Origin of the sequence: Klebsiella sp. 141251 (assembly GCF_050600725.1) — a bacterium.
Taxonomy (GTDB): Bacteria; Pseudomonadota; Gammaproteobacteria; order Enterobacterales; family Enterobacteriaceae; genus Klebsiella; species Klebsiella aerogenes.
This window is the reverse complement of sequence record NZ_JAQIRG010000004.1, coordinates 391,259-418,019: the sequence shown is the minus strand read 5'-3', so window position 1 is coordinate 418,019 and position 26,761 is coordinate 391,259. Positions and strand designations below refer to the sequence as shown.

23 protein-coding genes and 1 other RNA gene are annotated in these 26,761 nt (G+C 57.1%); 18 read left to right on the top strand and 6 right to left on the bottom strand.

Going from position 1 to position 26,761, the window contains the following annotated elements:
* Positions 1-93: 93 nt before the first annotated feature.
* Both PGR09_RS12310 and PGR09_RS12305 read right to left on the bottom strand, forming a co-directional pair.
* On the bottom strand, positions 94-1,362 hold the full coding sequence (locus PGR09_RS12310) for an OprD family outer membrane porin (protein ID WP_015958965.1): 1,269 nt from the start codon (positions 1,360-1,362) through the stop codon (positions 94-96).
* Positions 1,363-1,739: 377 nt separating this feature from the next.
* Positions 1,740-2,498 (bottom strand): M48 family metallopeptidase, encoded by a 759-nt coding sequence (locus PGR09_RS12305; protein ID WP_015703437.1) that lies wholly within the window; start codon positions 2,496-2,498, stop codon positions 1,740-1,742.
* A gap of 279 nt (positions 2,499-2,777) precedes the next feature.
* Between PGR09_RS12305 and tkt the strand changes: the two genes are divergently transcribed.
* The 7 genes from tkt (at position 2,778) to PGR09_RS12270 (ending at position 11,276) form a co-directional block, all read left to right on the top strand.
* Entirely contained in the window at positions 2,778-4,769 is a 1,992-nt protein-coding gene (gene tkt / locus PGR09_RS12300; RefSeq protein ID WP_045392025.1) for a transketolase, read from the top strand.
* A 384-nt stretch (positions 4,770-5,153) separates the two neighbouring features.
* Complete coding sequence (gene epd / locus PGR09_RS12295) at positions 5,154-6,173, top strand: erythrose-4-phosphate dehydrogenase (protein ID WP_015369761.1); 1,020 nt, start codon at positions 5,154-5,156, stop codon at positions 6,171-6,173.
* 51 nt (positions 6,174-6,224) lie between these two features.
* Positions 6,225-7,388, top strand: coding sequence for a phosphoglycerate kinase (pgk, locus tag PGR09_RS12290; RefSeq protein ID WP_015369762.1), 1,164 nt, complete (start codon positions 6,225-6,227; stop codon positions 7,386-7,388).
* 110 nt (positions 7,389-7,498) lie between these two features.
* Complete coding sequence (gene fbaA / locus PGR09_RS12285) at positions 7,499-8,578, top strand: class II fructose-bisphosphate aldolase (RefSeq protein WP_004144748.1); 1,080 nt, start codon at positions 7,499-7,501, stop codon at positions 8,576-8,578.
* A gap of 190 nt (positions 8,579-8,768) precedes the next feature.
* Positions 8,769-9,626, top strand: a complete 858-nt coding sequence (locus tag PGR09_RS12280; RefSeq protein ID WP_015369769.1) for a small-conductance mechanosensitive channel MscS — start codon at positions 8,769-8,771, stop codon at positions 9,624-9,626.
* Between the two features lie 155 nt (positions 9,627-9,781).
* Positions 9,782-10,423 carry an arginine exporter ArgO gene (argO, locus tag PGR09_RS12275; protein ID WP_015703435.1) on the top strand — a complete coding sequence of 214 codons (642 nt, stop codon included), beginning with the start codon at positions 9,782-9,784 and terminating at the stop codon, positions 10,421-10,423.
* Between the two features lie 85 nt (positions 10,424-10,508).
* Entirely contained in the window at positions 10,509-11,276 is a 768-nt protein-coding gene (locus PGR09_RS12270; protein WP_015369771.1) for an oxidative stress defense protein, read from the top strand.
* 54 nt (positions 11,277-11,330) lie between these two features.
* Here the strand turns inward: PGR09_RS12270 and argP are convergent, their stop codons facing one another.
* The gene (argP, locus tag PGR09_RS12265) at positions 11,331-12,224 is read right to left on the bottom strand and encodes a DNA-binding transcriptional regulator ArgP (RefSeq protein WP_008806448.1); all 894 of its coding nucleotides are present in this window, start codon (positions 12,222-12,224) and stop codon (positions 11,331-11,333) included.
* A 167-nt stretch (positions 12,225-12,391) separates the two neighbouring features.
* Here argP and rpiA point away from each other — a divergent pair, with 167 nt between their 5' ends.
* Both rpiA and serA read left to right on the top strand, forming a co-directional pair.
* Complete coding sequence (rpiA, locus tag PGR09_RS12260) at positions 12,392-13,054, top strand: ribose-5-phosphate isomerase RpiA (RefSeq protein WP_430916188.1); 663 nt, start codon at positions 12,392-12,394, stop codon at positions 13,052-13,054.
* Between the two features lie 268 nt (positions 13,055-13,322).
* Positions 13,323-14,555 carry a phosphoglycerate dehydrogenase gene (serA, locus tag PGR09_RS12255; protein WP_015369774.1) on the top strand — a complete coding sequence of 411 codons (1,233 nt, stop codon included), beginning with the start codon at positions 13,323-13,325 and terminating at the stop codon, positions 14,553-14,555.
* Positions 14,556-14,641: 86 nt separating this feature from the next.
* Here serA and PGR09_RS12250 read toward each other — a convergent pair whose 3' ends face one another.
* From PGR09_RS12250 to zapA, 3 genes are all read right to left on the bottom strand, one after another.
* Positions 14,642-15,238: a 5-formyltetrahydrofolate cyclo-ligase gene (locus PGR09_RS12250; protein ID WP_045392020.1), complete on the bottom strand. Its 597-nt coding sequence runs from the start codon at positions 15,236-15,238 to the stop codon at positions 14,642-14,644.
* Between the two features lie 99 nt (positions 15,239-15,337).
* A non-coding RNA gene (gene ssrS, locus PGR09_RS12245) (6S RNA) lies at positions 15,338-15,521 on the bottom strand.
* A gap of 41 nt (positions 15,522-15,562) precedes the next feature.
* Positions 15,563-15,892, bottom strand: coding sequence for a cell division protein ZapA (zapA, locus tag PGR09_RS12240; RefSeq protein WP_004205298.1), 330 nt, complete (start codon positions 15,890-15,892; stop codon positions 15,563-15,565).
* 166 nt (positions 15,893-16,058) lie between these two features.
* On the opposite strand from zapA, the gene PGR09_RS12235 reads away from it, so the two are divergent.
* From PGR09_RS12235 to PGR09_RS12195, 9 genes are all read left to right on the top strand, one after another.
* Positions 16,059-16,637, top strand: coding sequence for a YecA family protein (locus tag PGR09_RS12235; protein ID WP_015703432.1), 579 nt, complete (start codon positions 16,059-16,061; stop codon positions 16,635-16,637).
* A 25-nt stretch (positions 16,638-16,662) separates the two neighbouring features.
* The gene (gene pepP, locus PGR09_RS12230) at positions 16,663-17,979 is read left to right on the top strand and encodes a Xaa-Pro aminopeptidase (protein ID WP_032709116.1); all 1,317 of its coding nucleotides are present in this window, start codon (positions 16,663-16,665) and stop codon (positions 17,977-17,979) included.
* Positions 17,976-19,154: a 2-octaprenyl-6-methoxyphenyl hydroxylase gene (ubiH, locus tag PGR09_RS12225; protein ID WP_045392014.1), complete on the top strand. Its 1,179-nt coding sequence runs from the start codon at positions 17,976-17,978 to the stop codon at positions 19,152-19,154. The genes pepP and ubiH overlap by 4 nt, the downstream gene beginning before the upstream one ends.
* 10 nt (positions 19,155-19,164) lie before the next feature.
* Positions 19,165-20,367 (top strand): FAD-dependent 2-octaprenylphenol hydroxylase, encoded by a 1,203-nt coding sequence (ubiI, locus tag PGR09_RS12220; protein WP_047044035.1) that lies wholly within the window; start codon positions 19,165-19,167, stop codon positions 20,365-20,367.
* A gap of 422 nt (positions 20,368-20,789) precedes the next feature.
* Entirely contained in the window at positions 20,790-21,884 is a 1,095-nt protein-coding gene (gcvT, locus tag PGR09_RS12215; protein ID WP_002916480.1) for a glycine cleavage system aminomethyltransferase GcvT, read from the top strand.
* A 24-nt stretch (positions 21,885-21,908) separates the two neighbouring features.
* Positions 21,909-22,298 carry a glycine cleavage system protein GcvH gene (gene gcvH, locus PGR09_RS12210; protein ID WP_023290979.1) on the top strand — a complete coding sequence of 130 codons (390 nt, stop codon included), beginning with the start codon at positions 21,909-21,911 and terminating at the stop codon, positions 22,296-22,298.
* Between the two features lie 124 nt (positions 22,299-22,422).
* Positions 22,423-25,296 carry an aminomethyl-transferring glycine dehydrogenase gene (gene gcvP, locus PGR09_RS12205; protein ID WP_430916187.1) on the top strand — a complete coding sequence of 958 codons (2,874 nt, stop codon included), beginning with the start codon at positions 22,423-22,425 and terminating at the stop codon, positions 25,294-25,296.
* Between the two features lie 60 nt (positions 25,297-25,356).
* Positions 25,357-26,100 (top strand): SDR family oxidoreductase, encoded by a 744-nt coding sequence (locus PGR09_RS12200; RefSeq protein WP_430916186.1) that lies wholly within the window; start codon positions 25,357-25,359, stop codon positions 26,098-26,100.
* A gap of 54 nt (positions 26,101-26,154) precedes the next feature.
* On the top strand, positions 26,155-26,457 hold the full coding sequence (locus PGR09_RS12195) for a hypothetical protein (protein ID WP_430916185.1): 303 nt from the start codon (positions 26,155-26,157) through the stop codon (positions 26,455-26,457).
* Positions 26,458-26,761: the final 304 nt, after the last annotated feature.

The window sequence follows — 26,761 nt, the reverse complement described above, 5'->3', positions numbered from 1 at the left end:
TACCGCACGGCACAGGGGGTTAATCAAGGCGCCGGACGGTTGCTCCTGCGCGTCGGGAGAGGGCCGGCCCGCAGGAGAGGGTTCATTACACGGTTAAAATACGTTAAACGGATATTCGACGTAGAACCGCACTTCATTACCGCTGACGTTATAGTCGCTGGCGTTGCTGGAAACGCGCAGCACCGAATAGCGGAGTCTCAATTTCAAATCTTTCGCCATACCGTTTTGCACCTGGTACTGCACCTGGTTGAACCATTCGTGTTCTTTACCGTTGCTGGTCTCGGCGGTTTTAATGTTATCGCCGCGAACGTAGGCGGTAGTCCAGCTCAGGCCCGGTACGCCCAGTCCGGCAAAATCCAGGCCATAGGAGGCCTGCCAGGAACGCTCATCCTCGCCGTTAAAATCTGACCAGTAGGAGTTAGCCAGCCAGATGGTGTTGCCGCCATCGCCGACGCCGCCCTGATTCTGATACCCGCCGTAGTGGTAGCCGGTGCTGCCGCTGCTTTGCTGGTACGCGACTTTAAAGGTATGAATATCCCAGATATAGCTGGCGGCCAGGCTCCAGATGCTGTTGCTGCGCCCGGTGTCATTGGCGTCGGCATATTCTTGATCTAAGCGCGAGTTATAGCCGTTGAAGTCAACAATCAGCTGCTGGTCGGCGGCGAACGGCTGCTTGTAGTTCAGGCCGAGATATTGCTTATTCAGCACGTCCTCGACGTGTGAAGCGTATAGCGCGCCGCTGAGCTGGTCGTTGAATTGATAGCTGGCGCCGCCAAAGGTCAGGCTCTTCAGGCCGCTGTTGTGGCTGTCGTCGCTTTTGCGCTGCTGATCGGTGAGATAACCGGCGTTAATTTCCAGACCGTCGATTTCTCTTGAGGTCAGCATGGTACCGGTATAGCTCTCGTACAGCAGCCGCGAGTCATCGGCGTAGACGATAGGCAGCATCGGGCGCTGGCTGCCGTAGCTGAGTACGGTATTCGAGAAGCGCATTTTGGCGGTAGCGCCGAATTTGGCTAAATCGGACTTCGCGCGGCCATCATCATCCTGGGCGAAAAAGTCGATACCGCCCGCGCCGCTGCGGCCGCGACCGCCGTCGAGGCGCACGGCGTACTGCGCAATGCCGTCAACGCCGAAGCCGACCGGTCCCTGGGTGAAGCCGGATTCGAAGGTAGCGATAATACCCTGACCCCATTCGGCTTTATCCGGCAATCCATCGCGATAATCGCGTTTGATATAAGCGTTACGTAAAAAGAGATCCAGGTGGCTGTCTTCAATAAAGCCCTGACTGGTAGATTGTTGGCTGGCGAAAGCCGGCGCGGCGGCAATAATGCCAAGTGCGATTAATGGTAATTCTTTTTTCACTGAGGGCACTTCTCTGTCTGTCGATATATTCATGGGAATCACTGCCAGTCAGATATTCTCCTGAAATAATGTCGAAAGCAATCATTGTGTGAGCAGTTATTGCAGCCGGAAACAGGCTGTATGGCGCGTGAGTCGTGCGCCAGGCAGTAAGGGGTGGACTATTTATTATTCGGGTAAAGACGATTCTGAAAGCCAGATAATGTGCGACCTTTTTAATTTACCAAATAATATATTTCTGAATCGCCGGGTATAAAATAATTGGCTGTGATGCGCTGTGATAATAATTAACGGTTTGTGCGCTTAAATTATCAATTGATGCGGCTAAATATTTTTACGGGTATATAAAAAAGGGAGGCGATAATGCCTCCCGCTGTCGTTTATTTAATACCGTCGGCCTTCATGCGATCGCGAATATGCTGCGCGCGGGCTTCCGACGCCGGGTGATCGTCAAACATGGAGCTCTGACGGCCGGCTTCCAGCTTGGCCAGTTTTTCGAAGCTGGTGGCCAGCCCCGATGGATTGATGCCGCGTTTACGCAGCAGGTCGTAAGAGTAGTCGTCCGCTTCCGACTCCTGGCGCTGGGAGAACTGCGAGTTCACCAGTTTTTCGCCGAGATCGCCCAGCTGCGACTGCGACAGGCTGCCGACGATGCCGCCAGCGGAGGCCGCCGCCGCGCGCACAGCGTTAGTGCCCAGCGCGACCTGCATGCCTTTCTTCACGTGACCCAACGCAACGTGGCCCATTTCGTGGCCGATAACCGCTTCTACTTCGTTATCGTTCATCAGGTCCATCAGGCCGCTGTAAACGCGGATGCAGCCGTTGGCCATCGCGAAGGCGTTGACGTCTTTCGTTTCATAGACCTTGTAGTTGACCGGCTGGCCGTTGATGTTATCGCCCAGCGCGGCGGCAATCTTGCTCAGGCGTTTGCTGTACTCGCTGCTGGCCGGGGAAATAGTGGCTTTGGCGTCCATCTCTTTACACGCCTGGTCGCTTAAGGTTTTTACCTGTTCGTCGCTAAGAGAGTAGGCCTGGAATGCTTCCGCGCCGGAGCTCAGCAGGGCGTTGGAATCCATGTTCTGACATCCGGTTAATGTTGCTGCGATCCCGAAGGCAAGAAGGGTTGAGCGAATTTTCATTTTTATCTTCCACAATCTTATGGTTTTTTATCTGAATAATGGGCGACGACGGACCCGCCTCGTCCTGTGCAAAGTATAAATAGTATCTCATGATCCGGGCGAGTGGATTCCGCGGCAGCACAACGTGTTCCAGAGATTTCTTAATGGGCAAAAGGATGCTCCATGTACATGCTTTGTCGCTTGGGTTACATTGTTCACACTTTTTTCCGGCGTAGCCCAAAACGCGCTCTCGTCAAGTCGTTAAGGGCATGGCCTTATAACATCCGAACTGGAGTCAAAATGTCCTCACGTAAAGAGCTTGCCAACGCTATTCGTGCGCTGAGCATGGACGCTGTACAGAAAGCCAAATCCGGCCACCCTGGCGCCCCGATGGGCATGGCTGACATTGCCGAAGTCCTGTGGCGTGATTTCCTGAACCATAACCCGCAGAACCCGTCCTGGGCCGATCGCGACCGCTTCGTGCTGTCCAACGGTCACGGTTCCATGCTGATTTACAGCCTGCTGCACCTCACCGGTTATGATCTGCCGATTGAAGAACTGAAAAACTTCCGTCAGCTGCACTCTAAGACTCCGGGCCACCCGGAAGTCGGCTACACCGCAGGCGTGGAAACCACCACCGGCCCGCTGGGTCAGGGTATCGCTAACGCAGTCGGTATGGCTATCGCGGAAAAAACGCTGGCGGCGCAGTTTAACCGTCCAGGGCACGACATCGTCGATCACTTCACCTACGCCTTCATGGGCGACGGCTGCATGATGGAAGGCATTTCTCACGAAGTGTGCTCCCTGGCCGGTACCCTGAAACTGGGTAAACTGGTGGCGTTCTATGATGACAACGGCATCTCCATTGATGGTCACGTTGAAGGCTGGTTCACCGACGATACCGCGAAACGCTTTGAAGCCTACGGCTGGCACGTGGTGCGCGGCGTTGACGGTCACGACGCTGACGCCATCAAACGCGCGGTAGAAGAAGCGCGCGCGGTCACCGACAAACCGTCCCTGCTGATGTGCAAAACCATCATCGGCTTCGGTTCGCCGAACAAAGCAGGCACCCATGATTCCCACGGCGCGCCGCTGGGCGACGCTGAAATCGCGCTGACCCGCGAAGCGCTGGGCTGGAAATACGCTCCGTTTGAAATCCCGTCTGACATCTATGCGCAGTGGGATGCGAAAGAAGCCGGCCAGGCGAAAGAAGCCGCGTGGAACGAGAAGTTTGCCGCCTACGCCAAAGCCTTCCCGCAGGAAGCTGCCGAATTCACCCGCCGTATGAAAGGCGAAATGCCGTCTGACTTCGACGCGAAAGCTAACGAGTTCATCGCTAAGCTGCAGGCGAATCCGGCGAAGATCGCCAGCCGTAAAGCATCGCAGAACGCCATCGAAGCGTTTGGCCCGCTGCTGCCGGAATTCCTCGGCGGTTCTGCCGACCTGGCGCCGTCCAACCTGACCCTGTGGTCCGGTTCTAAGCCGATCAACGAAGACACCGCCGGTAACTACATCCATTACGGCGTACGTGAATTCGGTATGACCGCGATTGCCAACGGTATCGCGCTGCACGGCGGTTTCCTGCCGTACACCTCTACCTTCCTGATGTTCGTCGAGTATGCGCGTAACGCGGTACGTATGGCGGCGCTGATGAAACAGCGTCAGGTGATGGTCTACACCCACGACTCCATCGGTCTGGGCGAAGATGGCCCGACTCACCAGCCGGTAGAGCAGGTCGCTTCCCTGCGCGTCACGCCGAACATGTCCACCTGGCGTCCGTGTGACCAGGTTGAATCCGCGATTGCGTGGAAATATGGCGTAGAGCGTCAGGACGGCCCGACCGCGCTGATCCTCTCCCGTCAGAACCTGGCGCAGCAGGAGCGTACCGCAGAGCAGCTGGCAAACGTGGCCCGCGGCGGTTATGTGCTGAAAGATTGCGCCGGCCAGCCGGAACTGATCTTCATCGCTACCGGTTCAGAAGTGGAACTGGCGGTTGCCGCGTGGGACAAACTGACCGCCGAAGGCGTGAAGGCGCGCGTGGTCTCCATGCCGTCCACCGACGCATTCGACAAGCAGGATGCGGCCTATCGTGAATCCGTACTGCCGAAAGCCGTTTCTGCCCGCGTAGCGGTAGAAGCCGGTATCGCGGACTACTGGTTCAAATACGTGGGCCTGAACGGCGCCATCGTTGGCATGACCACCTTCGGTGAGTCTGCGCCGGCTGAGCAGCTGTTCGAAGAGTTTGGTTTCACCGTTGACAACGTTGTCGCTAAAGCGAAAGCGCTGCTGTAATCGCTGGTACGGTGCGGGCTGATGCCCTCACCCCAACCCTCTCCCACAGGAGAGGGTGCGAACACCAAAAACGGTAACCCCTGGGTTACCGTTTTGCTTTATCTCGCCACCCGGTTTTTTTGTAGGCACTATTCCTTGAACATGTAACTACCCTGTAAATTATTCCAAAGAAAATGTGACGCAAGTCATATAGCTGGTTTATTGCTCTGGACAAACATTCCTTTTATTCCGACTTTGGCTTATTCTAGCTGAAGCGTTTCAGTCGTATAAATGTTCGACAATTAATCAATCAGTCGCAGTTTGCGACAGGTAAGGTTCCCCTAAAGGCGTTGCTGGATTACTCTGTCAGCCACCTCAAATCAGGGATAACCTTGCAGGAGACCTATGACCATACGCATCGCGATTAATGGCTTCGGTCGCATAGGACGCAACGTGGTTCGCGCTTTGTATGAATCCGGGCGTCGTGCGGAAATCACCGTGGTGGCGATCAATGAACTGGCGGATGCCGCAGGCATTGCGCATTTATTGAAGTACGACACCAGCCATGGCCGTTTTTCCTGGGATGTTCGCCAGGAGCGGGAACAGCTGTATGTCGGCGATGACGTCATTCGTCTACTGCATGAGCCTTCTATCGCCGCGCTGCCCTGGCAGGAGCTGGCGGTGGATGTGGTGCTGGACTGTACCGGCGTATACGGTAGCCGTGAACATGGCGAAGCCCATCTTCAGGCTGGCGCGAAGAAAGTGCTCTTTTCACATCCTGGCGGCAACGATCTCGACGCAACGGTAGTCTTCGGCGTCAACCATGATGAACTGCGCGCGGAGCACCGCATTGTCTCCAACGCCTCCTGCACTACCAACTGCATTATTCCGGTCATTAAACTGCTAGATGATGCCTACGGCATTGAGTCAGGAACGGTCACGACAATCCACTCCGCGATGCACGACCAGCAGGTGATCGATGCCTATCATCCGGATCTGCGGCGCACCCGTGCGGCCAGCCAGTCAATTATTCCGGTTGATACTAAACTTGCGGCGGGGATCACCCGTATTTTCCCGCAGTTTAACGACCGTTTTGAGGCGATCGCGGTACGTGTACCGACGATTAACGTCACCGCAATAGACCTGAGCGTGACGGTGAAAAAACCGGTAAAGGCCTGTGAAGTCAACCAGTTGCTGCAAAAAGCAGCACAGGGAGCATTTCATGGTATAGTTGACTATACGGAATTACCGTTGGTCTCGACAGATTTTAACCACGACCCGCACAGCGCCATCGTCGATGGCACGCAAACCCGGGTCAGTGGCGCGCATCTGATCAAAACGTTGGTCTGGTGCGATAACGAATGGGGCTTTGCTAACCGAATGCTCGACACGACGTTAGCGATGGCCGCGCAAGGTTTCAGGTAAGGCGCTGCGGCGCTTGCAAAACTTTATCAAGAATCAACGAGAGGATTCACCATGTCTGTAATTAAGATGACCGATTTGGATCTGGCTGGTAAACGCGTTTTCATCCGTGCTGATCTGAACGTACCGGTTAAAGATGGCAAAGTGACCAGCGACGCGCGTATCCGCGCCTCCCTGCCGACCATCGAACTGGCGCTGAAACAGGGTGCTAAAGTAATGGTTACTTCTCACCTGGGTCGTCCGACCGAAGGCGAGTACAACGAAGAATTCTCTCTGTTGCCGGTTGTTAATTACCTGAAAGACAAACTGTCTAACCCGGTTCGTCTGGTTAAAGATTACCTGGATGGCGTTGACGTTGCTGCCGGTGAACTGGTGGTTCTGGAAAACGTTCGCTTCAACAAAGGCGAGAAAAAAGACGACGAAGAGCTGTCTAAGAAATACGCTGCGCTGTGCGACGTATTCGTCATGGACGCTTTCGGTACCGCGCACCGCGCGCAGGCTTCCACCCACGGTATCGGTAAATTCGCCGATGTCGCTTGTGCAGGCCCGCTGCTGGCCGCTGAACTCGACGCGCTGGGTAAAGCGCTGAAAGAGCCGGCTCGTCCGATGGTTGCTATCGTTGGCGGTTCTAAAGTTTCCACCAAACTGACCGTTCTCGACTCCCTGTCCAAAATCGCTGACCAGCTGATCGTCGGCGGCGGTATCGCTAACACCTTCGTTGCCGCTCAAGGCCACAACGTCGGTAAATCCTTGTACGAAGCGGACCTGGTTGACGAAGCTAAGCGCCTGCTGAGCACCTGCGATATCCCGGTTCCGACTGACGTTCGCGTCGCTACCGAGTTCTCTGAAACCGCCACCGCGACCCTGAAATCCGTTAACGACATCAAAGATGACGAGCAGATTCTGGACCTCGGCGACGTTTCCGCACAGAAACTGGCTGAAATCCTGAAAAACGCCAAAACCATCCTGTGGAATGGCCCGGTTGGCGTATTCGAATTCCCGAACTTCCGTAAAGGTACTGAAATCGTCGCTAATGCTATCGCAGACAGCGAAGGTTTCTCTATCGCAGGCGGCGGTGACACCCTGGCGGCGATTGACCTGTTCGGCATCGCTGACAAAATCTCCTACATCTCCACTGGCGGCGGCGCATTCCTCGAATTCGTGGAAGGCAAAGTTCTGCCGGCAGTAGCAATGCTCGAAGAGCGCGCTAAGCAGTAATTTAGTTCAGGCGGGGAAACCCGCCTGTTTTTCAGCGCGCTAACGTACAATTTTGTACAGCTCGCGAACCTTCTTCAACGGTCGAAGATACAGATACAGGACTAAGTAACATGTCTAAAATTTTTGATTTCGTAAAACCGGGCGTCATCACTGGCGACGACGTTCAGAAAGTGTTCCAGGTAGCTAAAGAAAACAACTTTGCTCTGCCAGCGGTAAACTGCGTGGGGACTGACTCCATCAACGCCGTTCTGGAAGCTGCTGCGAAAGTTCGTTCTCCGGTTATCGTTCAGTTCTCTAACGGCGGCGCTGCGTTCATCGCGGGCAAAGGCGTGAAAACTGACGTTCCGCAGGGCGCTGCTATCCTCGGCGCTATCTCTGGCGCGCATCACGTGCACCAGATGGCTGAACACTACGGCGTGCCGGTTATCCTGCACACTGACCACTGCGCGAAGAAACTGCTGCCGTGGATCGACGGCCTGCTGGACGCGGGTGAAAAACACTTCGCTGCCACCGGCAAACCGCTGTTCTCTTCCCACATGATCGACCTGTCTGAAGAGTCCCTGCACGAAAACATCGAGATCTGCTCTAAGTACCTGGCTCGCATGGCCAAAATGGGCATGACTCTGGAAATCGAACTGGGCTGCACCGGCGGTGAAGAAGACGGCGTGGACAATAGCCACATGGACGCTTCCGCACTGTACACCCAGCCGGAAGACGTTGATTACGCGTACACCGAGCTGAGCAAAATCAGCCCGCGCTTCACCATCGCCGCTTCCTTCGGTAACGTACACGGCGTTTACAAGCCGGGTAACGTGGTTCTGACTCCGACTATCCTGCGCGACTCTCAGGAATATGTTTCTAAGAAACACAACCTGCCGCACAACAGCCTGAACTTCGTCTTCCACGGCGGTTCCGGTTCTTCCGCTCAGGAAATCAAAGACTCCGTCAGCTACGGCGTTGTGAAAATGAACATCGATACCGACACCCAATGGGCGACCTGGGACGGTATCCTGCAGTACTACAAAGCGAACGAAGCTTACCTGCAGGGCCAGCTGGGCAACCCGAAAGGCGAAGACCAGCCGAACAAGAAATACTACGATCCGCGCGTATGGCTGCGTGCCGCTCAGACCTCTATGGTGACTCGTCTGGAGCAGGCATTCAAAGAGCTGAACGCGATCGACGTTCTGTAAGAAAATTCTCTTTCTTACCTGAAAGCCCGCATAATGCGGGCTTTTTTATTTATCTTCCCAGACTAAATCTCGTCAACAAACTGTGATCGGTTTGGCAAAATCCGCACTTATTGTTTACCCTATAACCTGATTGTCATTTTTCTGGTTTGGTTTTTTTATTACCCGTACGGGGATTCATAAGGAATGTTAAATGGAAGATTTGAACGTTGTCGATAGCATCAACCATGCCGGGACCTGGCTGGCGCGCAACCAGGAGTTGCTGCTGAGCTATGCCGTCAACATCGTTGCCGCTATCGTTATCCTGATCATCGGGATGATCGTGGCGCGCATCGTTTCTAACACCGTCAACCGCCTGATGCTGGCGCGTAAGATCGACGCGACTGTCGCCGATTTTCTCTCCGCGCTGGTACGCTATGCGATTATCGCCTTTACGCTGATTGCCGCCCTGGGCCGCGTTGGCGTGCAGACCGCCTCAGTGATTGCCGTGCTGGGCGCCGCCGGTTTGGCCGTGGGTCTGGCGCTGCAGGGGTCGTTGTCGAACCTTGCCGCAGGCGTGCTGCTGGTGATGTTCCGCCCGTTCCGCGCCGGTGAATATGTCGATCTCGGCGGCATCGCGGGCACGGTGCAGAACGTGCAGATTTTCTCCACTACTCTGCGTACCGTCGATGGCAAAATCGTGGTGGTGCCGAACGGCAAAATCATCGCTGGCAATATCATTAACTTCTCCCGTGAGCCGGCGCGCCGTAATGAGTTTATTATCGGCGTCTCCTACGATGCCGATATCGATAAGGTGAAACAACTGCTGACCGCGATTATCGAATCCGACGACCGCATTCTGCGCGATCGCGAAATGACCGTTCGTCTTAACGAACTGGGCGCCTCTTCGGTAAACTTCGTGGTTCGCGTATGGAGCAAAAGCAGCGACCTGCAAAACGTCTACTGGGACGTGCTGGAGCGCATTAAGCGTGATTTCGACGCCAATGGCATCAGCTTCCCGTATCCGCAGATGGACGTACATATGGTGAATCAGCAGGAAAAAGCGCAGTAATTTTTTCCAGCAATGGCACAAGACCGGCATCGCCGGTCTTTTTTTTGCCTGTAGCTATTAGCTTCACTTATTAATGATTAAAATTATCAATTTCCGCTAATGTTGACGGCGCGCTATATTCTCCGGCATTAACGATGAAACCGGAAAATTAAACGATGCTATCTTATTACTTTCAAGGGCTTGCGCTGGGCGCGGCGATGATCCTGCCGCTCGGGCCGCAAAACGCTTTCGTGATGAATCAGGGTATCCGCCGCCAGTATCATTTAATGATTGCGCTGTTGTGCGCGCTTAGCGATCTGGCGTTGATCTGCGCCGGAATTTTCGGCGGTAGCGCGCTACTGATGCAGTCGCCGTGGCTGCTGGCGCTGGTCACCTGGGGCGGCGTCGCTTTCCTGTTATGGTACGGCTTCGGCGCGCTGAAGACGGCGATGAGCAATAATCTCGAGCTGGCCAGCGCCGAGGTCATGAAGCAGGGGCGCTGGAAAATCATTGTCACCATGCTGGCGGTGACCTGGCTTAACCCTCATGTGTATCTCGATACCTTTGTGGTGCTTGGAAGCCTCGGCGGACAGCTGGCGGTCGAGCCCAAACGCTGGTTCGCGCTGGGGACGATTAGCGCGTCATTCTTATGGTTCTTCGGCCTGGCGCTGCTGGCCGCGTGGCTGGCGCCGCGTTTACGCACCGCGCGGGCGCAGCGAATCATCAACGTGCTTGTCGGGCTGGTGATGTGGTTTATCGCCCTGCAGTTGGCAAAAGATGGCCTGCAACATATACAGATGCTCATCAACCAGGCTTAGTCCGATGGACTTTCCGCGCGTAAGCGCTAAGCTAGCTGGCATGCGTCCTTAAAATGGGCGACCTAAGCAAGATGGAGAAACGACAGTGAAGTTAAAAGTCTTAGCCCTGGCGGCAGCACTCGGATTCAGTACTATGGCGGCGCAGGCAAGTGAATTGCCGGATGGCCCGCATATTGTGACTTCAGGCACAGCAAGCGTTGCAGCGGTTCCGGATATCGCCACTCTGGCGATTGAAGTTAACGTCGCGGCAAAAGATGCGGCATCGGCAAAAAAACAGGCTGACGATCGCGTTGCGCAATATCTCTCTTTCCTTGAAAAGAGCGGCATTGCCAAAAAGGATATCAGCTCGGCGAACCTGCGTACCCAACCTGATTACGACTATCAGAACGGGAAAAGCATCCTTAAAGGCTATCGCGCGGTGCGTACCGTCGAAGTTACCCTGCGTCAGCTCGATAAGCTGAATGGCCTGCTGGACGGCGCGCTGAAAGCGGGGCTGAACGAAATTCGTTCCGTATCGCTGGGCGTTGCGCAACCGGATGCCTACAAAGATAAAGCGCGTAAAGCGGCTATCGATGATGCGGTACATCAGGCGCAGGAGCTGGCTGCTGGCTTCCACAGCAAGCTGGGTCCGGTCTATAGCGTGCGTTACCATGTTTCCAACTATCAGCCGAGCCCGATGGTTCGCATGATGAAGGCGGCTGACGCCGCGCCGGTCTCCGCGCAGGAAACCTACGAGCAGGCGACCATCCAGTTTGATGATCAGGTTGACGTGGTCTTCGAACTGCAGCCAGCACAGGCCGCCGCGCCTGCCGCGCCGGCGAAACCAGCGGAAGCGCCGAAACCGGCTCAGTAAGCCACAGCGACAAAAAAGCCACTTCAGTGAAGTGGCTTTTTTTATGCCTGTCGTTTAATCCTGGCGCAGCACCTTGTGGCCGTAATCAATAAGCGCATCGGTCACCCGGCGCATCATGCGGCTTTCCGGTGCAAAGCGGTGCCAGTAGAGCATCCGGCGCTGGAAAAGCCCTGGCGTCAGGTCGATAAGCTCGCCGCTCTTCAGCTCTTTCTCGATCTGCAGATGCGGGATCATACAGCAGGTGGTGCCCTGACGCGCCAGCTGCACGAAGGCCTCCGACGAGTTGACGATATGGCAGGGCACGCTGCCCGGCGGCAGGTCGAAGTTTTGCTGCAGGAACGCCTGGTGCATATCGTCGAGATGATCGAAGGCGACCACCGGCGCTTTCAGCAGCGCAGAACGCGTTACCCCGTTAGGGAAGTAGCGTTGCGCAAACTCCTTCGAGGCGACGAACAGGTAATCGAGCGCGCCGAGTTGATCGACCAGGCAGCTTGGCAGCGCCTGCGGCTGAATACTCACCGCGCCGACCACTTCCCCACGGCGCAGGCGCTCCTGGGTGCGGGTTTCATCTTCAACCTGCAGATTGAGGCGAATAGGGGAGTCGGAGAGCACGTTGGCCAGCGCCGGCAGCAGCCAGGTCGCCAGACTGTCGGCGTTGACCGCCAACGACAGCAGCAGCGGCGTGGAGCCGGTCTGCTCATCGCCAAGCCACTCTTCTTCCAGCAGCTCAACCTGGCGCAGCAGAGCCAACAGTTTTTGCCCCTGCTCGGTCGGGCGCGGCGGTACGGTACGCACCAGCAGCGGTTGGCCAAACATGTTTTCCAGCTGTTTGATACGCTGTGAGACGGCGGACTGTGTAATGCATAGCTTCTGCGCGGCGCGCTCAAACCCACGTTCCCTAATCACCGCATCCAGCGCTTGTAATGTTCTGTAGTCCGGTCGTTTCATTATTCTGGCGTACCCCCATAACTTTTCGTTAACCCGCACTATGACATAAATTTGTTTTTGATAAAGACGAAAATGGTCTGCTCAGATGTGTGATCGCCATCGCAGGGACATTTCATCCGTCGATGTTCTATAATGCGCGGTAAGTATTCACATCTCGGACGATAATCATGACGCAGGATGAACTGAAAAAAGCAGTCGGCTGGGCAGCGCTGCAATATGTACAACCGGGCACCATTGTGGGTGTCGGCACCGGCTCCACGGCGGCGCATTTTATTGATGCGCTGGGGACCATGAAAGGGCAGATTGAAGGCGTAGTATCCAGCTCCGACGCCTCTACCGAGAAGCTGAAAAGCCTCGGTATCCCGGTATTCGACCTTAACTCCGTCGACCGCCTGGGCATCTACGTTGACGGCGCGGATGAAATTAACGGCCACATGCAGATGATCAAAGGCGGCGGTGCGGCGCTGACCCGCGAAAAGATCATCGCCTCGGTTGCCGATAAGTTTATCTGCATCGCCGACGCCTCCAAGCAGGTTGATATCCTCGGCAACTTCCCGCTGCCGGTGGAAGTGATCCCGATGGCGCGCAGCGCCGTCGCGCGTCAGCTGGTGAAGCTGGGCGGCCGCCCGGAATATCGTCAGGGCGTGGTGACGGATAACGGCAACGTGATCCTCGATGTACACGGCCTCGAAATCCTTGACGCTATCGCGCTGGAAAACGCCATTAACGGTATCCCGGGCGTGGTGACCGTCGGGTTGTTCGCCAACCGCGGCGCCGACGTGGCGCTGATCGGTACCGCCGACGGCGTGAAGACCATCGTCAACAAATAAGACGATCGGGGGGAAGTTTCGCGCTTCCCCCTAAATTTTTTTCTATGGCCTTAATTTGGTGACTTGTGTCACATTTACGTAACCTTTCTGAGTAACAATCTGCCATCTATTCTCTTTCTGGTGTTTTGTCCTGTCTTTTGCTTCAACGTGATATTTCTTCAGGTCGGCGAGGCAAACGTTCATATTGCCGCGATAGTTTTTTTTGATATGTTGCTGGAAGAGTTTTTGTTCAGCACGACATCAGTACCAATAAAAACAGGACGGGGAAATGGCTAAGGTATCACTGGAAAAAGACAAGATTAAATTTCTGCTAGTTGAAGGCGTGCATCAGAAAGCAATCGATAACCTTCGTGCGGCAGGTTACACCAACATCGAATTTCACAAAGGCGCGCTGGATACTGAAGAGCTGAAAGCGTCGATCCGTGATGCCCATTTTATCGGCCTGCGTTCCCGTACTCATCTGACTGAAGAGATCTTCGCCGCGGCGGAAAAACTGGTGGCGGTGGGCTGCTTCTGTATCGGCACCAACCAGGTCGATCTGGATGCGGCGGCGAAGCGCGGTATCCCGGTATTTAACGCCCCGTTCTCGAACACCCGTTCGGTGGCTGAGCTGGTCATCGGCGAGCTGCTGCTGATGCTGCGCGGCGTGCCGGAAGCTAACGCCAAGGCGCATCGCGGCGTGTGGAATAAGCAGGCGGTAGGCAGCTTTGAAGCGCGCGGCAAAAAACTGGGGATTATCGGTTACGGCCATATCGGCACCCAGCTCGGCATTCTGGCGGAATCGCTGGGGATGCACGTCTATTTTTATGATATCGAAAACAAACTGCCGCTGGGCAACGCCACGCAGGTTCAGCACCTCTCCGACCTGCTGAACATGAGCGATGTCGTTAGTCTGCACGTGCCGGAAAACGCCTCCACCAAAAACATGATGGGGCCGGAAGAGCTGGCGCTGATGAAGCCGGGCGCGCTGCTGATCAACGCCTCTCGCGGCACGGTGGTGGATATCCCGGCGCTGTGCGATGCGCTGTCGCGTAAGCACCTGGCCGGCGCGGCCATTGACGTCTTCCCGACGGAGCCGGCGACCAACAGCGATCCGTTTAACTCTCCGCTATGCGAATTCGATAACGTGATCCTGACGCCGCATATCGGCGGCTCAACTCAGGAAGCGCAGGAAAACATTGGTCTGGAAGTGGCTGGCAAGCTGGCGAAGTATTCCGACAACGGTTCTACGCTGTCGGCGGTGAACTTCCCTGAGGTTTCTCTGCCGCTGCACGGCGGACGCCGTCTGTTGCATATTCATGAAAACCGCCCAGGCATCCTGACGGCGCTTAACCAGATTTTCGCCGCGCAGAACATCAACATCGCCGCCCAGTATCTGCAGACCACCCCGCAGATGGGTTACGTGGTGATTGATATCGAAGCCGACGGCGACGTCGCGCAGCAGGCGCTGCTGGCGATGAAAGCGATCCCGGGCACCATCCGCGCCCGTCTGCTGTACTAATTTGTTGTTGCCTCACGGGCAGGTCGCATACCTGCCCGTATTTTTTTAACGCCTTCCTGGCGTAATTCTCGAACCCGCACAACACTCTACCAGCGCCAGGTTTTGCCTGGCGTAATCACCGCCGGCAGCGGGACATCCCACTGTTCGCTCGGCAGGGTATCCACCTGCTGGCAGTCGTGGGCGTAGCCTACCGGCTGCAGGCGATACTGCCGCCAGTTCTGTAAGGTACGATCGTAGAAGCCGCCGCCCATCCCCAGACGTTGACCGCTGGCATCGAAGGCGACCAGCGGGGTAATCAGCACATCGAGCTCGGCAAGCGGCAGGACGTCGCGCACGTCGAGCTTTGGTTCATAAATCTTCAGGCGATTGAAAATCAGCTGGCTTTGCGGATGATAATGCAAAAACAGCAGATTACCGGGGCTAAACGGATGCAGTACCGGCAGATAAACCCGCTTGCCCGCCCGCCACAATTGCTCGATCAGCGGTTGGGTATCCAGCTCGCCGTCGAAGGAGAGGAACAGCGCCACGGTATGAGCGAGTACGACGGGCGGATACGCCATCATTCGCTCAGCGGCCTGCAGGGCGAAGCGCTGCTGCTGTTCGGCGCTAAGTGCGCGTCTACGCTCGCGGATCTGCTGGCGAATTTGCTGTCTGGAGAGCGGGATATCGGGCTGTATAGTCATGCTGGTCTCATTACGAGCAGGCGAAACGATACGGGAAAGTGTAATACAGGGCGGCACAGGCCGAAAACAACGTTGAGGGGATAATGCGAACTTAAGAAGGGAATCTCCGAGATGCCGCCGCAGGCTGTAACCCTTGAACCCTTGGTTCAAGGTGAATGCGTCGTCACAGTTTTAAGGCTTCTCGGGCGAACCGAGCATGCTCACCAACCGTGGAGCGCCACATTCTTGTGGTATGAAATATCGGCTCAGGGGACTGGCCCGCTTGCAAACATCTCAGAGAAATTTTGTTCTTGCGATTACTCTAACACAGTTAACGACAAAGTGTTATTCAAACTTCGACCCCGGTCTTTCGCTTATGCGACCTTGCTCAAGCAATGCCTGTTCGATGGTCTGCTGAAGCATGCGAATGCGCTGTTCCATACTGGAGGCGTAGTCGCGGGTCTTCGCTTTTTCCTGAGTCAACTCATAGCTGATGTTCAACGCGGCGATGAAGACCAACTGCTCAGTATTTGTGACTCTAGTGCGTTCTTTTAAATCTTGCAACCGCTGATTAAGGTCTTCAGCTGCCTGATTCAGGGCATCCCTTTGTTCAGGCGGGCAATTCACTCGCAGTGAACGGCCAAAAATTTGGAGATCTACGGGTTGTGCAGACATGCCACCTTCCTGCTGATTGACTGCGCTGCCTTCACATCCGAGCCCGGTTCTGCGAAGGGGCGACACTATAGCTACCCTGGTGCGGGGACACAAGCCCTTTTCTGGTTCACCAGGGTCCAAAGTGGTAGCATATCATGAATATTCCTCCCAACGATGACGAATGCGCATGTCTATACAGAACGAAATGCCTGGTTACAACGATGTAGACCAGTTACTGAACCAACAAGGGGTGGGATTAACCCCGGCCGAAATGCACGGTTTGATAAGCGGCATCCTCTGCGGCGGCAACACCGACAGCAGCTGGCAGCCGCTGGTGCATGACCTGACCAACGAAGGCCTTGCCTTTGGTCATGAACTGGCCCAGGCGCTGCGTAGCATGCATTCCGCCACCAGCGACTCGCTGGAAGATGACGGTTTTCTGTTCCAGCTGTATATGCCGGAAGGCGACAACGTCAGCGTTTTCGACCGCGCCGACGCGCTGGCGGGCTGGGTTAACCATTTCCTGCTCGGCCTTGGCGTGACCCAGCCGAAGCTGGATAAAGTGAAGGATGAGACCGGCGAAGCCATCGACGATCTGCGTAACATTGCGCAACTCGGCTACGACGAAGATGAAGACCAGGAAGAGCTGGAGATGTCTCTCGAAGAGATTATCGAGTACGTACGCGTCGCCGCGTTACTGTGCCACGATACCTTCGCGCGCCAACAGCCAACCGCACCGGAAGTACGCAAGCCAACGTTACACTAAATAAAAACGACATTCAGGGGGCGTCATGACACAGCAGGAGTTTCTTTCTCGTCGCCAGGCATTATTGGCGCAGATGCAGCCGGGCAGCGCGGCGCTGATTTTTGCCGCGCCGGAAGCGGTACGCAGCGCAGATTCGGAATATCCCTACCGGCAGAACAGCGATTTTTGGTACTTCACCGGCTTCAATGAACCGGAAGCGCTGCTGGTGCTGATCAAAAGCGATGAAACGCACAACCATAGCGTGCTGTTTAACCGCGTTCGCGATCTGACGGCGGAAATCTGGTTTGGCCGCCGTCTGGGGCAGGATGCCGCGCCGGGCAAACTCGGCGTCGATCGCGCGCTGGCGTTTAGCGAAATCAACCAGCAGCTGTATCAACTGCTCAACGGCCTGGACGCTATCTATTTTGCCCAGGGCGAATATGCCTATGCCGATGAAATTGTGTTTAACGCCCTCGAAAAACTGCGTAAAGGTTCACGTCAGAACCTGCAGGCACCGAACTCCGTCATCGACTGGCGGCCTGTGGTGCATGAAATGCGCCTGTTTAAATCCGCGGAAGAGCTGGAAGTAATGCGCCGGGCCGGCGAAATTTCCGCCCTTGCCCATACCCGGGCGATGGAAAAATGCCGCCCGGGGATGTTCGAATATCAGCTGGAAGGCGAAATTCTCCACGAATTCAACCGCCACGGCGCGCGTTTCCCGTCTTATAACACCATCGTTGGCGGCGGCGAAAACGCCTGCATCCTGCACTACACCGAAAACGAATCCGAACTGCGTGATGGCGATTTAGTGCTGATTGACGCCGGCTGTGAATACCGCGGCTATGCGGGCGATATCACCCGTACCTTCCCGGTTAACGGTAAATTCAGCAAACCGCAGCGTGAAATCTACGACATTGTGCTGGAATCGCTGGAAACCGCGCTGGAGCTGTATCGTCCGGGTACCTCCATTTATGAGGTTAATCAGGAAGTGGTGCGCATTATGATTACCGGCCTGGTGCGGCTGGGGATCCTGAAAGGCGAGATTGACGAGCTTATCGCCAACAACGCCCATCGCCCTTACTTTATGCATGGCCTGAGCCACTGGTTGGGTCTGGATGTGCACGATGTCGGCAATTACGATACCGACCGTTCGCGCGTTCTGGAACCGGGAATGGTGCTGACCGTCGAGCCGGGGCTGTATATCGCCACAGACGCCGACGTACCGGCGCAGTATCGCGGCATCGGCATTCGTATTGAAGATGACATCGTGATTACCGAAGATGGCAACGAAAATCTCACCGCCAGCGTGGTGAAGAAGGCGGATGAGATCGAGGCGCTGATGGCGGCGGCGCGCCAGTCATGAGCGTGCTGATTGTCGGCGGCGGGATGACCGGTGCGACGCTCGCGCTGGCCATCTCCCGTTTGACCGGCGGTGCGCTGCCGGTTCATCTGATTGAAGCGCAGGATCCGGCGTCTTCACGCCACCCAGGTTTTGACGATCGGGCGATTGCCCTGGCTGCTGGCACCTGCCAGCAGCTGGCGCGCATCGGTATCTGGCAGAACCTTGCTAAACGAGCGACGCCTATCCAGCGGGTACACGTCAGCGACCGCGGCCATGCCGGTTTTGTAAACCTGGCGGCGGCCGATTACGGCCTGTCGGCGCTGGGGCAGGTGGTTGAACTCCACGATGTCGGCCAGCGGCTGTTTAGCCTGCTGCGCGAGGCGCCGGGCGTCACCCTGCACTGTCCGGCGAAAGTGGAAGCGGTCAACCGCAGCCAGGACAGCGTCAGCCTCACCCTTGATAGCGGCGAAACCATCAACGGTAAGCTGCTGGTGGCGGCAGATGGTTCGCGTTCGTCGCTGGGCGCGCGCTGCGGCATTAGCTGGCAGCAGCAGCCCTATGAGCAACTGGCGATTATCGCCAATGTTAGCACCGCGTTGCCGCACGAAGGCCGCGCCTTCGAGCGCTTTACCGAGCATGGTCCGCTGGCGATGCTGCCGATGTCGCAAGGGCGCTGTTCGCTGGTGTGGTGCCATCCGCAGTCGCGGCGCGACGAGGTGCTGAGCTGGTCTGACGAACGTTTTTGCCAGCAATTACAGCAGGCGTTCGGCTGGCGGCTGGGGCGCATTACCCATGCCGGTAAGCGTAGCGTCTATCCGCTGGCGTTAACTACCGCTATCCGTTCGGTGTCGCACCGTCTGGCGCTGGTCGGCAATGCGGCGCAGACATTGCACCCGATCGCCGGGCAGGGCTTTAATCTCGGCCTGCGCGACGTGATGAGCCTGGCTGAACTGCTTGCCGACGCCCACGCGGTCGGCGAGGATGTGGGCAATTATTCTCTGCTGTGTCGCTACCAGGCGCGGCGAGCGGATGATAAAGCCGCCACCATCGGCGTGACCGATGGGCTGGTGCATCTCTTTGCCAACCGTTGGGCGCCGCTGGTGGCGGGGCGCAACGTCGGGCTGATGGCGATGGAATTATTTACCCCGGCGCGCGATGCGCTGGCGCAGCGTACCCTCGGTTGGGTTCCCCGTTAAGGAGTAGAACGTGCAAAGTGTTGATGTTGCCATTGTTGGCGGCGGAATGGTGGGACTGGCGGTGGCCTGTGGTTTACAGGGCAGCGGCCTGCGCGTCGCGGTGCTGGAACAAGCGGCGCCGCAGCCTCTTGACGCCGATGCGCCGCCGGCGCTGCGCGTTTCGGCAATCAATGCCGCCAGCGAAAAGCTGCTGACTAAACTGGATGTCTGGAGTGAGATCATCTCCCAGCGCGCCAGTTGCTATCACGGCATGGAAGTGTGGGACAAAGATAGCTTTGGCCGCATTAGCTTCGATGACCAGAGCATGGGCTTTAGCCATCTGGGCCATATTATTGAAAATGCCGTGGTGCATCACGCGCTGTGGCAAAAAGCGCAGCGCTGCGCTGACGTCACCTTGCTGGCGCCTGCGCAGCTGCAGCAGGTGGCGTGGGGCGAAAACGAAGCCTTCCTGAGCCTGCAGGACGGCAGCATGTTGACCGCGCGGCTGGTGGTCGGCGCCGATGGCGCCAATTCGTGGCTGCGCAATAAAGCCGATATTCCGCTGACCTTCTGGGATTATCGCCATCATGCGCTGGTGGCGACGATACGTACCTCCGAGCCGCATCAGGCGGTGGCGCGTCAGGCGTTCCACGGTGAAGGCATTCTGGCCTTCCTGCCGCTTAGCGATCCGCATCTGTGCTCGATCGTCTGGTCGCTGTCGCCGGAAGAGGCGCAGCGGATGCAGCAGGCCGATGCAGCCGCGTTTAATCAGGCGCTGAACATCGCTTTTGATAATCGCCTTGGCCTTTGCCAGCTTGAAAGCGAACGGCAGGTTTTCCCGCTGACCGGACGCTACGCGCGTCAGTTCGCCGCCCATCGTCTGGCGCTGGTTGGCGATGCCGCCCACACTATTCATCCGCTGGCCGGGCAGGGGGTGAACCTTGGCTTTATGGACGCCGCCGAGCTTATCGACGAGCTGAAGCGCCTGCACGCGCAGGGTAAAGATATCGGTCAGCATTTGTACCTGCGCCGCTATGAGCGCAGCCGCAAGCATAGCGCCGCGCTGATGCTGGCGGGTATGCAGGGATTCCGCGAAATGTTCTCCGGCAGCCATCCGGCGAAGAAATTCCTCCGCGACATGGGGCTCAAACTGGCCGATTCGCTGCCTGGCGTAAAACCGCAGCTGATTCGTCAGGCGATGGGCCTCAACGATCTCCCCGCCTGGTTACGTTAACCCCGTCACACTTCTTTTACCCGGCCTGCGCGCCGGGTTTTCTCCCTCATTTGAAATATTCTAATTTCACCTCTTTTTTCGCATTAGTTTTATTAATGCGCTCTTTTTTTTGTTAAAGAAATTAGGCCCATAAAATCGCATAAAACACCATCATCACCTGACTGGTTTGCTCATTATGTTAATTTTATGTGGCATGAATCGCTTTTTTCCAGTCAATAACTCTGTAGGCTTTTCGGCGCGCTTTGGTCATAAGCTAATGTGATGTCCTGATTTACCTTATGGTTTAGCACCGGGTTCGGTGGTAAGTTCAGGCAAAAGAGAACGTTTGCGTCGGCGTCCGTAAGCGGTGCCGTCGCCGGATTTCGTGGCGCAAAATCGCCGACAATATCGTGGCTGGTTCCGTTTTATTCGATGAGGAAAAGATGGCTCAACAGACTCCGTTGTATGAACAACACACGCTGTGCGGCGCTCGCATGGTGGATTTCCATGGCTGGATGATGCCGCTGCATTACGGGTCCCAGATTGATGAGCACCACGCGGTGCGCGGCGATGCAGGGATGTTCGATGTGTCGCATATGACCATCGTCGATTTCCACGGCAGCCGGATCAGAGAGTTCTTGCGCTATTTGCTGGCAAACGATGTGGCGAAGCTTACCACCCCAGGCAAAGCGCTCTACACCGGCATGCTAACCGCTTCCGCTGGCGTCATCGATGACCTGATTGTTTATTTCCTTTCTGAAGATTATTTCCGCCTCGTTGTTAACTCCGCCACTCGTGAAAAAGACCTCGCCTGGATTTCCGAACAAGCCGAACCTTACGGTCTTGAAATCACCGTTCGCGACGATCTGTCGCTGATCGCGGTGCAGGGTCCGCAGGCGAAAGCGAAGGCGGCGACGCTGTTCACCGACGCTCAGCGCCAGGCCGTGGAAGGCATGAAGCCGTTCTTCGGCGTACAGGCCGGCGACCTGTTTATCGCCACCACCGGTTATACCGGCGAAGCGGGTTATGAAATCGCTATGCCGAACGAGCAGGCGGCGGATTTCTGGCGCGGTCTGCTGGACGCCGGCGTTAAGCCGTGTGGTCTTGGCGCGCGCGACACCCTGCGCCTGGAAGCCGGGATGAACCTGTATGGCCAGGAGATGGATGAAGGCGTCTCGCCGCTGGCGGCGAACATGGGCTGGACTATCGCCTGGGAGCCCGCCGATCGTAACTTCATCGGCCGCGAAGCGCTGGAAATGCAGCGCGAAAAAGGCACCGAGCAGCTGGTCGGCCTGGTGATGACCGAGAAAGGCGTCCTGCGCGGCGGCCTGCCGGTACGTTTTACCGATAGCGACGGTAATCAAAAAGAAGGCATTATCACCAGCGGCACCTTCTCGCCGACGCTGGGCTACAGCATCGCGCTGGCTCGCGTGCCGGCCGGGATTGGCGACACCGCGGTGGTGCAAATTCGTAACCGTGAAATGCCGGTAAAAGTGACTAAACCTGGTTTTGTACGCAATGGCAAAGCCATTGTGTGATTTCCCTTTTTTGGAGATGAATTGATGAGCAACGTACCAGCAGAACTGAAATACAGCAAAGAACACGAGTGGCTGCGTAAAGAAGCGGACGGCACCTATACCGTTGGGATCACCGAGCACGCGCAGGAGCTGCTTGGCGACATGGTTTTCGTTGACCTGCCGGAAGTGGGCGCCACCGTTGAAGCGGGCGCCGATTGCGCCGTTGCCGAATCCGTGAAAGCGGCTTCCGATATCTACGCGCCGATTAGCGGTGAAATCGTTGCCGTCAACGAAGAGCTGAACGACTCTCCGGAACTGGTCAACAGCGACCCGTATACCGACGGCTGGATCTTCAAAATCAAAGCCAGCGACGAAGCGCAGGTTGCCGCGCTGCTGGATGCGACCGCCTATGAAGCTCTGTTAGAAGACGAGTAAGCCTTTACCCTCTCCCCTGTGGGAGAGGGAAGGGTGAGGGGAACCGATAATACCCTCACCCCAGCCCTCTCCCTAGGGGAGAGGGAGAAAACACATTCACCGCACGTTTCAGGAACCATCGCTCATGACTCAGACTTTAAGTCAGCTTGAAAACCGCGACGCCTTTATTGAACGTCACATTGGCTCGGACGCTCAGCAGCAGCAAGAGATGCTGAAGACCGTCGGCGCGGATTCGCTTAACGCCCTGATTGGCCAGATTGTGCCGCAGGATATCCAGCTGGCGACCCCACCGCAGGTGGGAGACGCGACTACCGAATTTGCCGCGCTGGCGGAGCTGAAGGCGATTGCCGGTCGCAACAAGCGCTTCAAGTCTTACATCGGCATGGGCTACACCGCCGTGCAGCTGCCGCCGGTCATTCAGCGCAACATGCTGGAAAACCCGGGTTGGTATACCGCCTACACCCCTTACCAGCCGGAAGTATCCCAGGGCCGTCTGGAATCGCTGCTCAACTTCCAGCAGGTCACTCTGGATCTGACCGGGTTGGATATCGCTTCCGCTTCGCTGCTTGATGAAGCCACCGCCGCCGCCGAAGCGATGGCGATGGCCAAACGCGTGAGCAAACTGAAGAACGCCAACCGCTTCTTCGTTGCCGCCGACGTCCATCCGCAAACCCTGGACGTGGTTCGCACCCGCGCGGAAACTTTCGGCTTCGACGTGATTGTCGATGACGCCGACAAAGTGCTCGATCACCAGGATGTCTTTGGCGTGCTGCTGCAGCAGGTCGGCACCACCGGTGAAATCCACGATTACAGTAAACTTATCGCCGAGCTGAAAGCGCGCAAAGTGATTGTCAGCGTCGCCGCTGACTTTATGGCGCTGGTGCTGCTGACGGCGCCGGGCAAGCAGGGCGCCGATATTGTCTTCGGTTCCGCGCAACGTTTCGGCGTGCCGATGGGCTATGGCGGCCCGCACGCGGCCTTCTTCGCGGCGAAAGATGAATTCAAACGCTCCATGCCGGGCCGTATTATCGGCGTATCGAAAGATGCGGCGGGTAATACCGCGCTGCGCATGGCGATGCAGACTCGCGAGCAGCACATCCGCCGCGAGAAAGCGAACTCCAACATTTGTACCTCGCAGGTCCTGCTGGCCAACATCGCCAGCCTGTACGCGGTTTTCCACGGCCCGGCGGGCCTGAAACGTATCGCTGGCCGCATTCATCGCCTGACCGACATTCTGGCCGACGGCCTGCAGAAGAAAGGGCTGAAGCTGCGCCATGCGCACTACTTCGACACCCTTTGCGTCGAAGTGGCGGATAAAGCCGCGGTGCTGGTGCGTGCCGAAGCGCTGCAGATTAACCTGCGTAGCGATATTCACGGCGCGGTTGGCATTACGCTCGATGAAGCGACCACCCGCGAAGATGTGCTGAATCTGTTCCGCGCCATCGTTGGCGACGATCACGGTCTGGATATCGATACCCTGGATAAAGACGTGGCGCTGGATAGCCGTTCGATCCCGGCGGCGATGCTGCGCGACGATGCGATCCTCACCCATCCGGTGTTCAACCGCTACCATAGCGAAACCGAGATGATGCGCTACATGCACGCGCTGGAGCGTAAAGATCTGGCGCTGAACCAGGCGATGATTCCTCTGGGATCCTGCACCATGAAACTGAACGCCGCGGCGGAAATGATCCCGATCACCTGGCCGGAATTTGCCGAGCTGCACCCGTTCTGCCCGGTCGAGCAGGCGGAAGGTTATCATCAGATGATCGCCCAGCTTTCTGACTGGCTGGTGAAACTGACCGGCTATGACGCCGTCTGTATGCAGCCGAACTCCGGCGCGCAGGGCGAGTATGCTGGCCTGCTGGCGATTCGCCACTATCACGAGAGCCGCAACGAAGGCCATCGCGATATCTGCCTGATCCCAAGCTCCGCGCACGGCACCAACCCGGCTTCCGCGCAGATGGCGGGTATGCAGGTAGTGGTGGTTGCCTGCGATAAAAACGGCAACATCGATCTTGCCGATCTGCGTGAAAAAGCAGAGCAGGCAGGGGCGAATCTCTCCTGCATCATGGTCACCTATCCGTCGACCCACGGCGTGTATGAAGAGACCATCCGTGAAGTATGCGAGATAGTGCACCAGTTCGGCGGCCAGGTTTACCTCGACGGCGCCAACATGAACGCCCAGGTCGGGATCACTTCTCCGGGCTTTATCGGCGCTGACGTTTCGCACCTCAACCTGCATAAAACCTTCTGCATTCCGCACGGCGGCGGCGGTCCGGGTATGGGCCCTATCGGCGTGAAAGCGCACCTGGCGCCGTTTGTACCGGGCCACAGCGTGGTACAGATTGAAGGCATGCTGACCCGTCAGGGCGCGGTTTCCGCCGCGCCGTTCGGCAGCGCCTCTATCCTACCGATCAGCTGGATGTATATCCGCATGATGGGCGCGGAAGGGCTGAAGCAGGCGAGCCAGAACGCGATTCTCAACGCCAACTATATCGCTACTCGTCTGAAAGATGCTTATCCGGTGCTGTATACCGGCCGCGACGGTCGCGTGGCGCACGAATGTATTCTCGATATTCGTCCGCTGAAAGAAGAGACCGGCATTAGCGAGCTGGATATTGCTAAGCGTCTGATCGACTTTGGTTTCCATGCGCCGACCATGTCCTTCCCGGTCGCCGGGACGCTGATGGTTGAGCCGACGGAATCGGAAAGCAAGGTAGAGCTGGACCGCTTTATTGACGCCATGCTGGCGATTCGCGGGGAAATCGATCGCGTTAAAGCCGGTGAATGGCCGCTGGAAGATAACCCGCTGGTGAACGCGCCGCACACCCAGGGCGAGCTGGTAAGCGAGTGGAACCATCCGTACAGCCGCGAGCTGGCGGTATTCCCGGCTGGGTTGCACAACAAGTACTGGCCAACGGTGAAACGCCTGGATGACGTGTACGGCGACCGTAACCTGTTCTGCTCCTGCGTGCCGATGAGCGAATACCAGTAAGTGGTGAATTAGCTAAACTTTTAAAGGCGCTGCGGCGCCTTTATTTTTTGGAGGGAAGGCATGGCGATAGCTCTGATTAGCGGCGCGAGCCGCGGCATAGGCCGGGCGACGGCGCTGCTGCTGGCGCAGGAAGGGTATACCGTCGCGGTTAATTATCATCACAACATTAAAGCCGCCACCGAAGTGGTCAATACCATTGTTGAATCTGGCGGCAAAGCCACGGCGCTGCGGGCCGATATCAGCGATGAAGCGCAGGTGATGGCGATGTTTGAGGCGATTGACCGCATGGGCGAACCGCTGGCGGCGTTGGTCAACAACGCCGGGATCCTGTTTACCCAATGTACGGTAGAGAGCCTGAGCGCCGAGCGTATTAACCGCGTGCTGGCCACCAACGTCACCGGATACTTTCTTTGCTGTCGCGAGGCGGTAAAGCGCATGTCGCATCGGCATGGCGGCAAGGGCGGGGCGATAGTTAACGTTTCGTCGGCGGCGTCGCGCCTTGGCGCGCCGGGAGAGTACGTTGACTATGCCGCGTCAAAAGGGGCGGTAGATACCCTGACCACCGGGCTGGCGCTGGAGGTGGCGGCGCAGGGGATTCGGGTAAACGGCGTGCGTCCGGGGCTGATTTATACCGAGATGCACGCCTCCGGCGGCGAACCGGGACGCGTGGACCGGGTGAAAAGTTCGCTACCGATGCAGCGCGGCGGCCAGCCGGAAGAGGTCGCTCAGGCCATTGCCTGGCTGCTGAGCGACAAAGCGTCGTATGTGACGGGCAGTTTCCTCGAACTGGCGGGCGGTAAATAACCCGTAGATGTCTATTGCCCGGCGGCGCTTCGCTTGTCGGGGAAACCTTCCCGGATGGCGGCTACGCCTTATCCGGGTTACCCAACGATGCGTACCCGTAGCCCGGCGGCGCAGCGCGAGCTGGGGAAACCTTCCCGGATGGCGGCTACGCCTTATCCGGGCTACCCAACGATGCGTACCCGTAGCCCGGCTGAGCGCAGCGCTTGCCGGGGAAACCTTCCCGGATGGCGGCTACACCTTATCCGGGCTACCCAACGATGCGTACCCGTAGCCCGGCTGAGCGCAGCGCGAGCCGGGGAAACCTTCCCGGATAGCAGCTACGCCTTATCCGGGCTACCCAACGATGCGTATCCGTAGCCCGGCTGAGCGCAGCGCGAGCCGGGGAAACCTTCCCGGATAGCAGCTACGCCTTATCCGGGCTACCCAACGATGCGTATCCGTAGTCCGACTGAGCGCAGCGCTTGCCGGGGAAACCTTCCCGAATGGCGGCTACGCCTTATCCGGGCTACCCAACGATGCGTATCCGTAGCCCGGCTGAGCGCAGCGCTTGCCGGGGAAACCTTCCCGGATGGCGGCTACGCCTTATCCGGGCTACCCAACGATGCGTACCCGTAGCCCGGCTGAGCGCAGCGCGAGCCGGGGAAACCTTCCCGGATGGCGG

Bases quoted from the DNA above. Each gene is read 5' to 3' on its own strand.
- PGR09_RS12305 (WP_015703437.1), bottom strand. From the start codon at position 2,498: ATGAAAATTCGCTCAACCCTTCTTGCCTTCGGGATCGCAGCAACATTA.
- tkt (WP_045392025.1), top strand. From the start codon at position 2,778: ATGTCCTCACGTAAAGAGCTTGCCAACGCTATTCGTGCGCTGAGCATG.
- epd (WP_015369761.1), top strand. From the start codon at position 5,154: ATGACCATACGCATCGCGATTAATGGCTTCGGTCGCATAGGACGCAAC.
- pgk (WP_015369762.1), top strand. From the start codon at position 6,225: ATGTCTGTAATTAAGATGACCGATTTGGATCTGGCTGGTAAACGCGTT.
- fbaA (WP_004144748.1), top strand. From the start codon at position 7,499: ATGTCTAAAATTTTTGATTTCGTAAAACCGGGCGTCATCACTGGCGAC.
- PGR09_RS12280 (WP_015369769.1), top strand. From the start codon at position 8,769: ATGGAAGATTTGAACGTTGTCGATAGCATCAACCATGCCGGGACCTGG.
- argO (WP_015703435.1), top strand. From the start codon at position 9,782: ATGCTATCTTATTACTTTCAAGGGCTTGCGCTGGGCGCGGCGATGATC.
- argP (WP_008806448.1), bottom strand. From the start codon at position 12,224: ATGAAACGACCGGACTACAGAACATTACAAGCGCTGGATGCGGTGATT.
- rpiA (WP_430916188.1), top strand. From the start codon at position 12,392: ATGACGCAGGATGAACTGAAAAAAGCAGTCGGCTGGGCAGCGCTGCAA.
- serA (WP_015369774.1), top strand. From the start codon at position 13,323: ATGGCTAAGGTATCACTGGAAAAAGACAAGATTAAATTTCTGCTAGTT.
- PGR09_RS12250 (WP_045392020.1), bottom strand. From the start codon at position 15,238: ATGACTATACAGCCCGATATCCCGCTCTCCAGACAGCAAATTCGCCAG.
- zapA (WP_004205298.1), bottom strand. From the start codon at position 15,892: ATGTCTGCACAACCCGTAGATCTCCAAATTTTTGGCCGTTCACTGCGA.
- PGR09_RS12235 (WP_015703432.1), top strand. From the start codon at position 16,059: ATGTCTATACAGAACGAAATGCCTGGTTACAACGATGTAGACCAGTTA.
- pepP (WP_032709116.1), top strand. From the start codon at position 16,663: ATGACACAGCAGGAGTTTCTTTCTCGTCGCCAGGCATTATTGGCGCAG.
- ubiH (WP_045392014.1), top strand. From the start codon at position 17,976: ATGAGCGTGCTGATTGTCGGCGGCGGGATGACCGGTGCGACGCTCGCG.
- gcvT (WP_002916480.1), top strand. From the start codon at position 20,790: ATGGCTCAACAGACTCCGTTGTATGAACAACACACGCTGTGCGGCGCT.
- gcvH (WP_023290979.1), top strand. From the start codon at position 21,909: ATGAGCAACGTACCAGCAGAACTGAAATACAGCAAAGAACACGAGTGG.
- gcvP (WP_430916187.1), top strand. From the start codon at position 22,423: ATGACTCAGACTTTAAGTCAGCTTGAAAACCGCGACGCCTTTATTGAA.
- PGR09_RS12200 (WP_430916186.1), top strand. From the start codon at position 25,357: ATGGCGATAGCTCTGATTAGCGGCGCGAGCCGCGGCATAGGCCGGGCG.
- PGR09_RS12195 (WP_430916185.1), top strand. From the start codon at position 26,155: ATGGCGGCTACGCCTTATCCGGGTTACCCAACGATGCGTACCCGTAGC.